Consider the following 13,608-nt stretch of genomic DNA (forward strand, 5'->3'; position numbering starts at 1 on the left):
CGCTAACGTCACTCTGCGATAACAACGCCTGAAGCAAAAATCACAATATCAAGGCCGAAAATAATACGAGGGAGTCCACCATGATGAATAACTTTACCGAAACCTGGCTGTTTACACTGCTGGAAGTCATGTCTGTGGTGCTGGTCACGCTGATTGGCATTGCCTTGTTGGCGGTGGTTGTGATGTACATTCGTGATGTGACCCAAACCGAACAAACCATCCGTCGTAATTACCCGGTGATTGGCCGCTTTCGTTATGCCTTCGAACATATGGGCGAGTTCTTTCGCCAATACTTTTTTGCCATGGATCGGGAAGAGCTGCCTTTTAACCGGGCGGAACGTTCATGGGTGTATCGTGCCGCGAAAAATGTCGACAGCACCATCGCCTTTGGCTCAACCCGGGATCTGCGTCCGGCCGGATCGGTATATTTTGTCAATTGCCCCTACCCAACACTGGGTCAGGATGCGGTTGCTACCTCAACGGTGACAATTGGTGAATATTGTCGTACTCCCTATCAAACCGACTCACTGATTAATATTTCCGGCATGAGCTATGGTGCGCTCTCCATACCTGCAGTACGGGCGTTATCGAAAGGCGCAAAAGCCTCTGGCTGTTGGATGAATACCGGCGAAGGTGGATTATCGCCCTATCATCTGGAAGGCGGAGCCGATATCGTCTTTCAGATTGGCACCGCTAAATTTGGCGTTCGTGACAATGACGGTCAGCTCAGCGATAACAAACTGAAAGAAGTTGCCGCGCATGAGCAGGTCAGAATGTTTGAGATCAAACTCAGCCAGGGAGCGAAGCCCGGTAAAGGCGGTATTTTACCCGGTGCCAAAGTCACCGAAGAAATTGCCCGTATTCGTGCGATTAATGTTGGCGAAGATGCCATCAGCCCCAACCGTCACCCGGATATTAATAACAGCGGCGAATTACTCGATATGATCGCCCGTGTGCGTGAAGTAACGGGCAAGCCGGTTGGTTTTAAAGCTGTGATTGGCGCTTATGGCTGGCTCGATACCTTATTTGAAGCCATCAAAGAACGTGGCATTGAATCAGCGCCGGATTTTATCACCATCGACGGCGCTGATGGCGGCACCGGTGCAGCACCACAAAGCCTGATGGACTATCTTGGTATGCCGCTACAGGAAAGCCTGCCGATGGTGATTGATATGCTCAACCGCCATGGTCTGAAACAACGCATTAAAGTCGTTGCCTCCGGCAAGTTAATTACCCCATCGGGTGTCGCCTGGGCCTTAGCGGTAGGCGCCGATTTTGTTACCAGTGCCCGTGGTTTTATGTTTTCACTGGGCTGTATTCAGGCACTCCAGTGTAATAAAAATACCTGCCCAACAGGCATCACCACACATAATAAAAAATTACAACGCGGCTTAAACCCGGAAGATAAGTCTGTCCGTGTTGCGAGTTATGTGACCAATATGAAATATGAGGTCGGCATTATTGCGCACTCTTGTGGTGTTAAAGAGCCACGGCAGCTGAAGCGTTACCATGCCCGGGTCAGGCAGGATAATGGCAAAAGTATTCCGTTGGATGAACTGTATCCGGATCAGTCATCATCTACCTGACCTTGAGATTAATGCTGCCGAAGTTCAGGCAACCATATTCTCCATACAACATAATGGTATGAAGAATATGATACGCCGCACTCTTTTCTCTTTAAGCAAGGGTTAAGCCATTGCTGCTTCGGCTTCTTTTTGCGCAACAATCATCACGTCTGCCAGCAGGGTATAGACATCGGTCCATGCGCCTTTTACCTCGTCGGTGAACGCATCACCTAAGCCTTGCTCTAGTGTCCATAACAGCGCCGAGCCAACCGTGGCGTAATGGGCTTCTTTAACTCCGTAACCCACATGGCGGGCACCAAGGTTTTTAACCGCAGGAACAATACTGTCGAGATCGGTTAAACCTCGTACCGCAATACCAATCATTTTCATCAGTTTGGCACCCTGCTCAGTCATATCCCCTTTAAATAAAGGTTTTAATGCCGGATCAAGTTCAAACAAACGGCCATAAAATAATTCTGCGGCTTTATCTGCAATAGGTTCAACCATGGCAAAGGTATCCTGAACCGCGGTAATTTTGCTTGCTTCCATCGTCTTATCCTCTCATCAGTATGATGTGGTTTTTCGTTACTGCACTTTTATTAACGGCATTTGTATTTACAGCGCTGTCGTTTATTCGACCTTAGAAACCATATAGTCGACAGCCAGGCGCACTTCATCGTCACTTAATGCCGGATTTCCGCCACGAGCCGGCATATCACCCCAGCCTTCCAATGCGTGTTGATACAAGCTGTCTTTGCCACGTACCAATCGTTTATCCCAGGCAGCCTGATTGCCAATCACAGGCGCCCCGGCCAACCCGGTTGAATGACAAACCTTGCAGGTGTCTTCCCAAATAGCCTGACCAGGATGTGGTGCCTGAGAACAGGCACCACATGCGAGAATCAAAGGCAACATAAACCGATGTTTTGTCATTGTGATTCTCCTGATTAATCCGGCTTACAGCGGCACACGCACCACAACACCACCCATCACCTCACCAATTTTGAAGTCCGTTTTCGGCGAGTCTTTGTGTTCGTTATGGCATTTAGTACACGCCGGAGACACGGCAACATCCGCATAAACGGCGGTGAAATATTTTTTATCACCTAATTCTTCCGTACCGTAGAAGTTTTGCCCCGGATTTGCTGCAACGTATTCCAGGCCTTCTTTTTCCATGGGTGTTTTTGGCGCATTTTGTTTGTTGATCGGCCATACCGATTGCAGGGAATAGGTGAAGTCATTGGTCATATCAGCCACACCTTCAGCCCCTAAACGGAACATCTGCGCCGGTAATGGAGCACCATCGTCCATATCTTCCCAGTGTTCATTTGGCTTAATAAAGTCACCTTTATTGGGCCCTAAACGTTGAATAATCAGCTTGGTGTAGTTGGTTCGATCCGATTTCATCACGGCAAATAAAGAGTCAGTAAAAATTTTCGGGTCAATACCAACCGCTTTTTCTTCTTCTCCACAACCTGTCAGCAACATAGCTGAAGTCAGCGCAGTTAACGCGGTGGCGGCAATACGTTTTTTAAAATTCATCATGCTTTCTCTCCATCGGTTTATTTAATGATCGCGCTGGGTGGCCATCTCAATGCCGGGCACGTGATGTGTTGGCAGGCCATTAAAATTATTATTAATGAGATCTGGGTCGGCTAAGGCATCAATGCTGAATTCCAATGAATGACATTGCATGCAGGTTGGACGAATCATTTTTTCATTCGGCCGTAATGTGGCGTTTTGATTATGCTGAGTCAGCCATTGTTCACTGCCAAAAATCTCTTGTTCCACAACCGGCATATGGCAGGTAGCGCAGCTAACTCCTTGTTCGCTGGCAATCACACCGTCACGAACCTGTTGCCATAACTGGCCGTGTGGGCTTTGCTCAAATGCTTGGCTGTGATCATCGGCGTGGCAGGTTAAACAAGCTTCCGCCGCGGCATATTGGGTATTGTCGGTATGAGCGGCATGACAACTGTTGCAGCCTAATTCAGCATGGCTGTTTTCCGGCTTCATCGGCAAACGTGCCTGGCCCGGTGTCATCGGACTCAGCCCAGCTTTTAAGCGCATGCCATGTTTACCACTCAGGAAACCAGCAACCTGAGGTTCATGACAGGCTGAACATTGTTGATGGCCCGGTTTTTCGATCCAGTTCTGTTGTGCATCGACATGACAGCTGTTACAGCCAACAGCAGCGTTACCATGAGCACTGTGCTGCCAGTCGAGTAAAATATCCGCTTTAATATGAGCAGCGCTTATTTCATTTTCAAACACGCTTGCAGCCGATTCCGGTTGCCATTGAGCACCGATCGTTTCCAGATAATTGCTCAGTGTTGCTGGTAAGGTTTTATGAGCAAGCTCACCGGGTGTTTGATGTTTTAATAAAAAGTCTTCGTACAGTGCACGATTATCATGATAATTATGGCAGCCAGCGCTGGCACAGGTTTCAAATCCCATACCCTCATGGCTGGGACGCTCCTGGGCAATATTTTCATGACATTGCACACAAAAATCTTCCGGCAACGTCACTCCCATCGGATGCATAATGTCTTCGTTATGTTCACTGTGGCAGCTGACACAATTACGGGCATCCAGTATCGCGACTAAATCGGCATTACGCGGATCGGTAAATTTTTTCTTCGGGTGTGAATCCAGCGCTGTTTTTAATTCGTCTTCATGGCAAGTTAAACAGGCATTCTGAAGAATTTCTTCACCACCCAGTTCACTGGTATGGCAGGCATCACATTGCAACTCAATCTGATAATGACCGTGACTAGTTTCACCAATTAAAAAGTCTGGCTTCTGCTCTTCCACTACCAGCTGGTTGCCTAAATACCCAGCCAGCGCTAACGATGAAACCAACCAGCTTAACCATACTATTTTTTTCATTGTTGAATTATTCATTATTAATACCGCCGCCGATTAAAACCAATACACAGACAAAATATGAAATGACAACAAGATAGGCAGCGGCCAGATCGCCAGAATATGGGTAAGTAACGACCAGCGCTTAAAACGCTTAACAGCAACAGAAGGTCTGGCATGTTCCAATGCCGTTAGCCAGGTTAATAAACAACCTAATACCGAGGCACTGAAAAAGCTGTAGAACAACCAGGAGTTAATGCCCTGAATAGAGGAATTACCGGTATGTGCCAGCAAAATAATCAGACATAAACTGGTTAATACCAAATGCAACCAGCGCCAATCAGAAAAAGACCCTAAGGTCATTTTCTTCAGTCGTTTTCGGGCGGATAGCAGCAATCCAAACGCCGTCAACCCTAACATGGTAAAGCCACTGATCTGGCGGTAATCCGAGTCACTCCACCATTGGCTGACCGATTGAAAGGCATATTCCTGAGCAATGGGTAATGCCGGCATAAACAGATGTAATGCCGTAATAATAAGTGCCAGTATTCCCATGATCACTAACCCCAGCCAGGAGTCAGATCGGGTATCTTCATTCGCCGCTTGTTGCAGTGCAGGCTCGGCCAGGCTGAGATTAAATGACTCTTTAGGGATAACCTGAGTAAATAATGGCTGACAGCTACCACATACGGTACCGGCCCCGGTACTGCTCAAAGGTAACTTCTGCTGGGCACAGGCGCGCAACTGACCTGCACTGACCTGACGGCAATTACAAATAATGTGGTGATCGGCAATAGCATCTGAATCGGACCATAAACGTCCAGTCAGGCGGAAGCGCAGACTGCGCCACCAGGGTAAGGATTCATTATTTAATAATAATTCCTGTAAACGCTCCTGATCCGGCCAGAAGCCAACCGCAGCAGCACCTTTTAACTGGCCTCTTTCAAAGTGTAATACCCGATGAGACTTCTCACGATTATGCTCCAGATAACGGCTCTCCGGGCCCTCGTGTAATAAACCAATTTCACCCAGGCTGGTTACTGGTTGATCCAGTACTTTTAAACGAGTCGCCAGACTTTTTTGCTGGTAGGGTTTACTCTCCTGCCCGGAAAAACGACGTGCCAGTAAACTGGCCTGCTCCAGCCCGGGGGCAACCAGGCCATACACTTCACCGTTAAACTCAATACATTCGCCAACGGCATAAATAAAATCATCTGACGTTTTTAACGTGTCATCAACAATAATTCCATGATGGGTGTTCAGCCCGGCCTCTCTGGCTAACTGGATATTGGGACGAATACCCGTTGCCAGAATCAGCGTGTCACATTTCAGGTAACTGCCATCACGTAAAATAATTCCTTCCATTTTACGCGAGCCATCCACCGCCTGAATCCCGGAAGCCGTGAGTACGTTAATACCTTCCTGTTCTAATGTTGCCTGTAATTTTGCTGCTGAATTTTCAGTCAACTGCCGGTTCATCAACCAGGCCGAGTGATGAATTAACGTTACTTGAGTTGATAATCGGCGCATGGCCCGGGCGGCTTCAATGCCTAATAAACCACCACCTAAAATCACAGTATGACGGCTGCTGACGCGGCGGGAAATTAATGCCTGCACATCGGTCATATTGCGGAAGCAATAAACTCCCGTCATATGTACACCGGGCAAATTTGGAATGTGTGCGTGGGAACCGGTTGCTAACACCAGCTTATCGTAATAAAAGCGCTCTCCTTTATCAGTGATCACACTTTTTTCTGTAGTATCAATTTTATGAATACGGGTATGCCAGTGAGTATGAATGCTGGCACTTTCAGGCAGATTCAGATCCAGTTCTTCAACGGATTTCTCGCCATATAATAACTGGGAAAGAGCAACCCGGTTGTAAGGCTTCCAGGGCTCTTCACCAAAAATATCAATCCTCATCGCTGTATCGATATGAGTTGGCTCTTCCGAATCCGCTGCTGTAACCGCCATCAGCTCATTACACAAATGTATACCGACAGGGCCATTACCAATAACAACAATACGTTCTGGTGTATGTTGACGGGCAACGGCTTTCTGTAGCAGAGCTATTTCAGCGTCTTTCTCCGGAACATCAAAATCCATATTTTTCCCATAAAAAAAGCCCTGCCCACACCTTCAGGTGCAGACAGAGCTTCTTTGCTGATCATCGGTTATTTTGTCTTTTTTCATCGCTGCCGACGTTGGCTTAATAAACGATGAAATCATTGTTCGCACACTCTACCGGTGGATTATTAATTAAGAACAACGAACGAAATCTTATGTCTCTCGGGAGGGTTACAGCAGAAGATGTGCCATATTTATTTTTTATATATCTTTCATTCACTTAGAAAAATTGTCAGCAATGACGGTAATCATGAATGCTTAGATATGGTGCGGAATAATTTCAGAATCAGCGGACGATGCTTAATTTTAGGGCTTTAAAAAAGTCTTTAATTTTAAGATCTAAATAAAAAGGGCCTGAGAACAGGCCCAGAGACGGGATTTCAGGAAGGCAGATAACAGGACGCTAAACCATCAGCGTTGAATACGATCACTTTCTTCAGATAACAACCGGACAATCGGATTGTCGCGATAGACTTTCTGTTTCAGGATAGCACCAATGCCTAAGCCAATCACAAAGCCGCCGATATGGGCAGCAAAGCCAATACCTTCTTCTCCCTGCAGAATGCCAACAATATTACTGAATACCAACCAGATAGCAAAATACCAGACCGGTGATATTTTTTTCTGATAAACCCAGAACATATAACTGAGACTGGCGTAGCGGAACCACATCAGATACATGCCAAATAATGCTGAGATCGCACCACTGGCTCCCAGATTTGGAATATTCGACCCCAAATCAAATACAACGCTGATCAGGCTGGCACCGATGCCACTGGCCAGATAAAGCAATAAATACCGGATTTTTCCCAGCACATCTTCCAGGTTGTCGCCAATGATGTACAGGAAGTACATATTCCCTACCAGATGCATCAGGCTACCGTGCAAAAACACCGAAGTGATCAAGGCCCAAAGTTCTTCACCCCGAGTGATTTCTGCCGGTGTATAAGCAAAGTGGTTATACATCCAGTTTTCCAGCTCCAGATTACCGCTGTAACTGAAGAAAATAATTGTATTCACGATAACCAGCAGCCAGGTGATCAGTGGCTTTTTATGCGGTTTGATATTGTATTCAACCGGCATTTTTGCCAGAAACTGAAACAACCAGCTGCGTACTGACACCTTTTTATTCAGCTCATCCAGCGCCTGGCGAATACGCGGAGAATGCTCAACTTTCTCAAGCTGATCATGCTCAACCCAAACACCATCACATTCCATACAAACATCCACCTGGACATCATAATCTTTCAGTAGCTGAAAATTATGCAGGTGCGCTGGGCAACTCGGGCACTGTTGTTGTGTCCGTTTATTTCTGTCGCCCAGCAAATCTTTGTACTGAGCGTTATCTTCACCATTATCAACCTTAGACAACAAGCTGTTCAGCTCGCCATGTTCGAACCAGAGGCCGCCACAATGGCGGCAAACATCCAGTTCTTCATCGTGATAATGTGTGATTTCCAGTGCCTGATTATGGCAATGCGGACAATACTTAAAGGTCATGACTGTGGGGCTTCTTGAATACCTTTAATATCATCAACGTAGACATCAAATCCTTCCAGGTACTCAGCCAAATAGCGAAGGTTCGACTGTAATTTGGGCAGTACGTTGTTTTCCATATTATCCAGCTGTGCCTTCATCAATTTGCCAGCATGGGCCGCACCATAAGTGAAGGATGCCCGTTTAGCGACAATATCGTCGACCTGAGCATAAAAACGTCGTGCTTCCCCCAGAAAATAGCTGGGTGTTTCCAGCGTCGTTTCAGAATACTTCATGGTCTCCCAAACATAGCGACTAATTACCGGAGGGTGGTCTTTCAAGACATTCACAGGGACATTAGCAGCAATAAACGACTCATTGTATTTCCTCAAAGTCGCCACATTATCCTGCAACTCTTCGTAGAGTGACTGGCGCAGAAAGTAGTTATTCTGGCGGCTGGTAACATCGTCGAACAGAATGGCTTGCTGTAAACCGGCCTGAGCGGCCAGATACACACCTGCAATGGTGGCGATAATCATCAGGATATGACCCATCCAGAAACCTGAATTGGTCAGATCTGAATGATTCATTTTCTTTTTAGGTAACGTATTTTTTATCATCACTGACTCCTTGTTAGCAGTGGCATCATGCTAACAAAGAGCTTAGTCAGACAGAAGACTGAGACGCAATGCTTTTTGACTCTTTCATCGGTACCCGAAAAAGCATCAGCGGAATGATTGACGATCCACAAAAGGTTTTGGTTCTTTGCCTTTCGCCATACCGTTTTTCATTGCAATCATCTGGTTCTTACGTCCCAATAAACGCGCCTGTACCCAACGCTCCCAGCGTAATGCTTTCCAGGTATCGGCTTTCCAGGTTTTCTTAAACAGGTATTTGGTGGCGGCAATGGCATCGGGAGATTTCGAAGCAATGGTTTTTGCCAGTGTTTCAGCTTCGGCCATCGGGTCTGAAGCAAGCTTTGAAATTAAACCGTACTCATACCCTTCTTCGGCACTGAATTGTCGTCCTGTCATGGTCAGCTCCTGGGCAATATCAAGCCGTGTAAGGCGTGATAGTGTAACCATGCCGCTCATATCTGGGATCAGCCCCCACTTCATTTCCATAATCGACAGATTGGCATCGGGCCTGGCAATGCGATAATCGGTGGCGAGAATAATCTGCATGCCGCCACCAAAGCAGTTGCCGTGCACCACCGAAATTACCGGTACGGGTAAATCACGCCAGCAATGCGCAATTTCCTGAGCCACGTTTTGTTTAGTCCACGGCAATTTCAGGAAAACCTTCGCCACCATACTGGGTTCTTTGTTCAGCGCACTGAAATCCAGCCCGGCACAGAAAGACGGGCCGTTGGCCGATAAAATCACACAACGAACGCTGCGGTCCTTACGAATGGTTTTTGCGGTTGCGATCATCTGGCGAAACATCGGCATATCCAGGCCGTTCAGCTTCTCCTCGCGATTCAGTGTGACGTAGGCAATATGATCTTTTATCTCAAGCAGTACACGGGGTTTATCAGTCATAATGTTCTTATTCGAATGTGTGGTTTCAGTTCATAATTCCACACTAAAACTCCGCTTTCCATGATCAATAGAAACTTTTGAGTAACCTAAACGAAGACTTTTATCTTTATTTATGAGATTACTTCATTAGTTTTAGCGCAAACCATTGCGGCTTTGATGATACTTTTATAATCCCGTAGAATGCGCCGCCAGACAAACGCCGTAATCCACTGTCGTAGAGAACATTATGAGTCCACAGCAATTACGCCTTCGTGATGAGTTAATCGCCAAGCGTATCGCCGCTGCCAAAACCAGTGTCGTTAAAGCCGTATTTCCATTTACCACCAATCACCACGAAACGCTGTTTGGTGGCCAGGCACTCAGCTGGATGGATGAAACTGCGTTTATCGCCGCAACCCGCTTCAGTCGCAAACGTCTGGTAACAGTTTCTTCCGACAAGGTCGATTTTACCCATCCGATTCCGGAAGGCTCGATGGTTGAGCTGGTTGCCAATGTGATTCACGTTGGCCGTACATCGCTGAAAGTTGAAGTGAATATTTTTGTCGAAGATATGTACCGTGACGGGGTGAAAAAAGCCATCACTGGTATTTTTAGTTTTGTTGCAATTGATGAGAATAAACAGCCAGTACCGGTACTGGATGGTTTTGATCAGGAAACCGGCCTGAGTGCCGGCTGATAAATAAGAGTAGTGTCACAACGTCAGCAAATGCTGACGTTGTAATATGGCTGGTTTACTAACTCCTAGATTACCAGCCCTGAGTATGTTGCTTCACCAACTCGACCATCATCTCAATATGATCATCACGGTCATTCAGGCAAGGGATATAGTGATACTCCTTACCACCGGCTTCGGTAAAGTTTTCGCGGTTTTCAACTTCCAGTTCTTCCAGAGTTTCCAGGCAATCGGCCGAAAAAGCCGGGCTGATCACATCAACACGGCCCACACCTTGTGCGCCCCACTCCTGTAAGGTGAAATCGGTATAAGGTTTGACCCATTCTTCACGGCCAAAACGAGATTGAAAAGCGCAAAACCATTGATCATCCTGCAGATTCAAGTAATCTGCCAATGCTTTGGCTGTGGCCCGGCATTGTGATGGATAAGGATCACCCCGATCTTCATAACGCTGCGGAATACCATGGAATGACATCAGTAATTTGTCACCCTGCCCATGTTCAGCCCAGTATTCCTTAACAGAGTTGGCCAGCGCCTGAATGTATTGTGGGTGCTGGTGATATTCATTCACCCAGCGGGTTTCCGGCAAATGTGGACAACCTTTCAAACCCTTTGCCAGGCGATCATGCACAGCCGCTGTAGTTGAAGATGAGAACTGCGGGTATAAAGGCAGCACCAGCATTTTTTCAACACCCGCCTGACGCAGTTCCAGACCAGCTTGCTCCATACTTGGCTGACCATAAGTCATTGCCAGAGCGACCGGTATCTCCTGACCGAATGCCTGCGACAACTGCATTTTGAGCGCTTGTTGCTGCTTTTTAGAAATGGCCATTAATGGCGAGCCGTCATCCGTCCAGATGCTGGCATAACCTTTGGCTACCATGCGTGGGCGGAAGCGCAGAATAATGCCATTTAAAATCATCCACCAAATCGGGCGTGGTACATCCACTACGCGTCGGTCCCAGAGAAACTCAGCCAGATATTGACGTACGGCGGCTGCCGTCGGGGCTTCCGGAGTGCCCAGATTAACTAATAAAACACCGAATGGCGGGCGGGATTGAGAGCTCACGACTAACCTTACTCACTCTAAAAAAGAAGTCATTGTATAAGTTTTGCGTAAGTTTATAGCAACTCAGACTGGCTGTCTTTAGTTCCCCATCATTTGAAATCCCAGTGGTTCAGGTAAATACTTTGTATTTTGACAAGCCTTATAATAGTAATCTCTGCAATAACGCTCCCTGCAGTAACAACTCCGACAATAACAACAGCTGAGGCAACATCAGTAACTATGAAAAGACATCGTTTCCGGATTCTGTTGATATGTCTAGCAGCGGTAATTTTTGCGCATCCCGTTTACAGCCAGCATGACTCTTCTACTGAACTTAAGCTGGCCCATAATGATTCGCTGGGCTTACCCTTACGATGGATAGAAAATGGCCGCTATACCGGGCCCATGATCGAAATTATGCATGAGCTGTCACGTCGCTCTGGTATCACGTTCCGCTTTTATCCCCAGCCTTTTTCCCGCACCTGGGCGATGATTCGCCAAGGGTCACAACTGGATGGCGGCTTTGGTAATTATCATGCTCCGGAGAGGGAACAGTTTGCCGATTATTTTTATCCGGCCATTGGCTTTTATTACAACCGCTTATATACAAGCTCCGACATTGAGCCCGTGCCTCAATCAATGTCAGACATTACCGGGAAAAGCATTGTCACACTGGCACAACACAGTATTAGTCTGGAATTTGATCAGGCTTTAGCCAGCGGCAATATTCAGCGGATTCCGGTGAATTCCTACGACTCCATGATTGAAATGTTAAAAATGCAACGTGCCTATTATGCCGCTGCGCCGCAACATATATTTGATCAGCTGATTCAGAAAAAAGGATATGAACAGGATATTGTTAAAACCCCGTTATTATTTGCTGAACGAGGTTTGTATTTTTATTTATCTAAACAAGCTGATATTCCCAACAGGGAACAGGTGATGGAGCGTCTCAGCAACGCATTAACCGACATGGAGCGTGATGGATTTCTTGAAACAATCCACCAGCAATTTGGCACTCGTTATAAACGGGCGGAGTTACTAGAGAGTGAATAGTTACTAGAGAGTGAATAACAAAAGCTATCATACAAGAAAGTCAAAACGACTATAACTCAACATAGGCTTTGGTAATTTCTTGGTGAAATGTTTTTGGCAATGCAGCCCAATCCCGCAAATCAACCAGTATTGGAATATCCGATTCCGTTAATGTCTCCCGCAATGCCTGAAGCTGATCATAATCGAGCGCCGATAAATCTTCTGAACGTAAAACCACATCAAGATCACTGCCATCATGGCTGCGGCCATTAATACGACTGCCATATACCCATACAGATACACCAGGCAGGTACTGATTAACCAGAGAGCAAAGCTGCTGTTTATCAGTGTCGCGTAAATGAAGACGGGTCATTCGTTACCCTCGTTAATAACCTGAATCAGATCATTAACGTCCTGAATAAACGAAGGTAATAATTTAAGTGTGGTTTCAGCAAATTTTTCGCCATAATCATGCGCGGTATGATTGCGATTATCACGATATTTTAACCAGCGCTCACAGGCTTCGATAGAAATTAAGTCATGCTTAAGCGCATAGCGAAACAGATCTTTAAAGGCTAAAGGCTAAACGATCAACATCTTTATTCGTCGGGAAAAATACCGCCAGACGTTTTTTCAGCAACTTACCACTTTGTTCCAGAACAATTTCAAATTCTTTTACACAAGCAGCGCGATAGATATCGTAGATCAAATCATCCGGCTTTTTGCTATTAAGCTCCTGATAAGCCAGAGCTAATGTATCAGCACAGCGCTGCAGATATTGGGTATCAATTGCCATATTCGAAACCATGTTGGTATATCCAATCATGATAAGAGATTGTGATTTATCAGCCAATAAAAAAACCGCTGAAGCTTTCGCTCCAGCGGTTTTCAGCAATGACTTGAGATGCCCGATAAGCCGGGTTCTGTCTCCTTTACCAAGGTAAAGGTGGCAATCATTCGTCTAGGCCTGCAATCACTCACAGGCTCAAGCGACCTACCCGTTCCCAGCGCGGGCCACGCCTGTAGGGAACCTATTTGGTCTTGCTCCGGGTGGAGTTTACCTTGCAACCAACTGTTACCAGTGGCCCGGTGCGCTCTTACCGCACCCTTTCACCCTTACCGGTAACCCGAAAGTTACTGGCGGTCTTCTCTCTGCTGCACTTGTCGTCGGCTCACGCCGCCCAGCCGTTAGCTGGCACCCTGCCCAATGGAGCCCGGACTTTCCTCCCCCCGCTCCGATAAATCAGAGTAAGCGACGATTGCCTGGGCATCTCGGCG

The 13,608-nt window shown here is 46.6% G+C and carries 15 protein-coding genes and 1 other RNA gene; 3 read left to right on the forward strand and 13 right to left on the reverse strand.

Annotation, left to right across the window (positions count from 1 at the left end; genetic code table 11):
- Positions 1-80 precede the first annotated feature (80 nt).
- Positions 81-1,586: an FMN-binding glutamate synthase family protein gene (locus ACO05E_RS02955; RefSeq protein WP_419811509.1), complete on the forward strand. Its 1,506-nt coding sequence runs from the start codon at positions 81-83 to the stop codon at positions 1,584-1,586.
- A gap of 102 nt (positions 1,587-1,688) precedes the next feature.
- Here ACO05E_RS02955 and ACO05E_RS02960 read toward each other — a convergent pair whose 3' ends face one another.
- From ACO05E_RS02960 to ACO05E_RS02995, 8 genes are all read right to left on the reverse strand, one after another.
- Entirely contained in the window at positions 1,689-2,114 is a 426-nt protein-coding gene (locus tag ACO05E_RS02960) for a globin family protein (RefSeq protein WP_419811510.1), read from the reverse strand.
- 81 nt (positions 2,115-2,195) lie between these two features.
- Positions 2,196-2,498, reverse strand: a complete 303-nt coding sequence (locus ACO05E_RS02965; protein ID WP_419811511.1) for a c-type cytochrome — start codon at positions 2,496-2,498, stop codon at positions 2,196-2,198.
- A gap of 24 nt (positions 2,499-2,522) precedes the next feature.
- On the reverse strand, positions 2,523-3,110 hold the full coding sequence (locus ACO05E_RS02970) for a Tll0287-like domain-containing protein (RefSeq protein ID WP_255859310.1): 588 nt from the start codon (positions 3,108-3,110) through the stop codon (positions 2,523-2,525).
- 21 nt (positions 3,111-3,131) lie between these two features.
- The gene (locus ACO05E_RS02975; protein ID WP_419811512.1) at positions 3,132-4,454 is read right to left on the reverse strand and encodes an ammonia-forming cytochrome c nitrite reductase subunit c552; all 1,323 of its coding nucleotides are present in this window, start codon (positions 4,452-4,454) and stop codon (positions 3,132-3,134) included.
- Positions 4,455-4,487: 33 nt separating this feature from the next.
- Complete coding sequence (locus ACO05E_RS02980) at positions 4,488-6,536, reverse strand: FAD-dependent oxidoreductase (RefSeq protein ID WP_419811513.1); 2,049 nt, start codon at positions 6,534-6,536, stop codon at positions 4,488-4,490.
- Between the two features lie 432 nt (positions 6,537-6,968).
- On the reverse strand, positions 6,969-8,057 hold the full coding sequence (locus tag ACO05E_RS02985) for a rhomboid family intramembrane serine protease (RefSeq protein WP_419811514.1): 1,089 nt from the start codon (positions 8,055-8,057) through the stop codon (positions 6,969-6,971).
- Positions 8,054-8,653, reverse strand: a complete 600-nt coding sequence (locus tag ACO05E_RS02990; protein WP_419811515.1) for a hypothetical protein — start codon at positions 8,651-8,653, stop codon at positions 8,054-8,056. The genes ACO05E_RS02985 and ACO05E_RS02990 overlap by 4 nt, the downstream gene beginning before the upstream one ends.
- A 105-nt stretch (positions 8,654-8,758) precedes the next feature.
- On the reverse strand, positions 8,759-9,574 hold the full coding sequence (locus ACO05E_RS02995) for a crotonase/enoyl-CoA hydratase family protein (protein ID WP_419811516.1): 816 nt from the start codon (positions 9,572-9,574) through the stop codon (positions 8,759-8,761).
- A gap of 226 nt (positions 9,575-9,800) precedes the next feature.
- On the opposite strand from ACO05E_RS02995, the gene ACO05E_RS03000 reads away from it, so the two are divergent.
- The gene (locus ACO05E_RS03000) at positions 9,801-10,250 is read left to right on the forward strand and encodes an acyl-CoA thioesterase (RefSeq protein ID WP_419811517.1); all 450 of its coding nucleotides are present in this window, start codon (positions 9,801-9,803) and stop codon (positions 10,248-10,250) included.
- Positions 10,251-10,320: 70 nt separating this feature from the next.
- Here ACO05E_RS03000 and hemH read toward each other — a convergent pair whose 3' ends face one another.
- Positions 10,321-11,316, reverse strand: coding sequence for a ferrochelatase (gene hemH, locus ACO05E_RS03005; protein WP_419811518.1), 996 nt, complete (start codon positions 11,314-11,316; stop codon positions 10,321-10,323).
- 219 nt (positions 11,317-11,535) lie between these two features.
- Here hemH and ACO05E_RS03010 point away from each other — a divergent pair, with 219 nt between their 5' ends.
- Positions 11,536-12,351: a substrate-binding periplasmic protein gene (locus ACO05E_RS03010; protein WP_419811519.1), complete on the forward strand. Its 816-nt coding sequence runs from the start codon at positions 11,536-11,538 to the stop codon at positions 12,349-12,351.
- Positions 12,352-12,400: 49 nt separating this feature from the next.
- Here ACO05E_RS03010 and ACO05E_RS03015 read toward each other — a convergent pair whose 3' ends face one another.
- From ACO05E_RS03015 to rnpB, 4 genes are all read right to left on the reverse strand, one after another.
- Positions 12,401-12,703 (reverse strand): nucleotidyltransferase family protein, encoded by a 303-nt coding sequence (locus tag ACO05E_RS03015; protein ID WP_419811520.1) that lies wholly within the window; start codon positions 12,701-12,703, stop codon positions 12,401-12,403.
- Positions 12,700-12,894 (reverse strand): nucleotidyltransferase substrate binding protein, encoded by a 195-nt coding sequence (locus ACO05E_RS03020; RefSeq protein WP_419813649.1) that lies wholly within the window; start codon positions 12,892-12,894, stop codon positions 12,700-12,702. The genes ACO05E_RS03015 and ACO05E_RS03020 overlap by 4 nt, the downstream gene beginning before the upstream one ends.
- A gap of 4 nt (positions 12,895-12,898) precedes the next feature.
- Positions 12,899-13,126, reverse strand: coding sequence for a hypothetical protein (locus tag ACO05E_RS03025; protein ID WP_419811521.1), 228 nt, complete (start codon positions 13,124-13,126; stop codon positions 12,899-12,901).
- 100 nt (positions 13,127-13,226) lie between these two features.
- An RNA gene (gene rnpB / locus ACO05E_RS03030) (RNase P RNA component class A) lies at positions 13,227-13,605 on the reverse strand.
- Positions 13,606-13,608 lie beyond the last annotated feature (3 nt).

Origin of the sequence: Bacterioplanoides sp., assembly GCF_965226395.1 — a bacterium.
Classification (GTDB): domain Bacteria; phylum Pseudomonadota; class Gammaproteobacteria; order Pseudomonadales; family Oceanobacteraceae; genus Bacterioplanoides.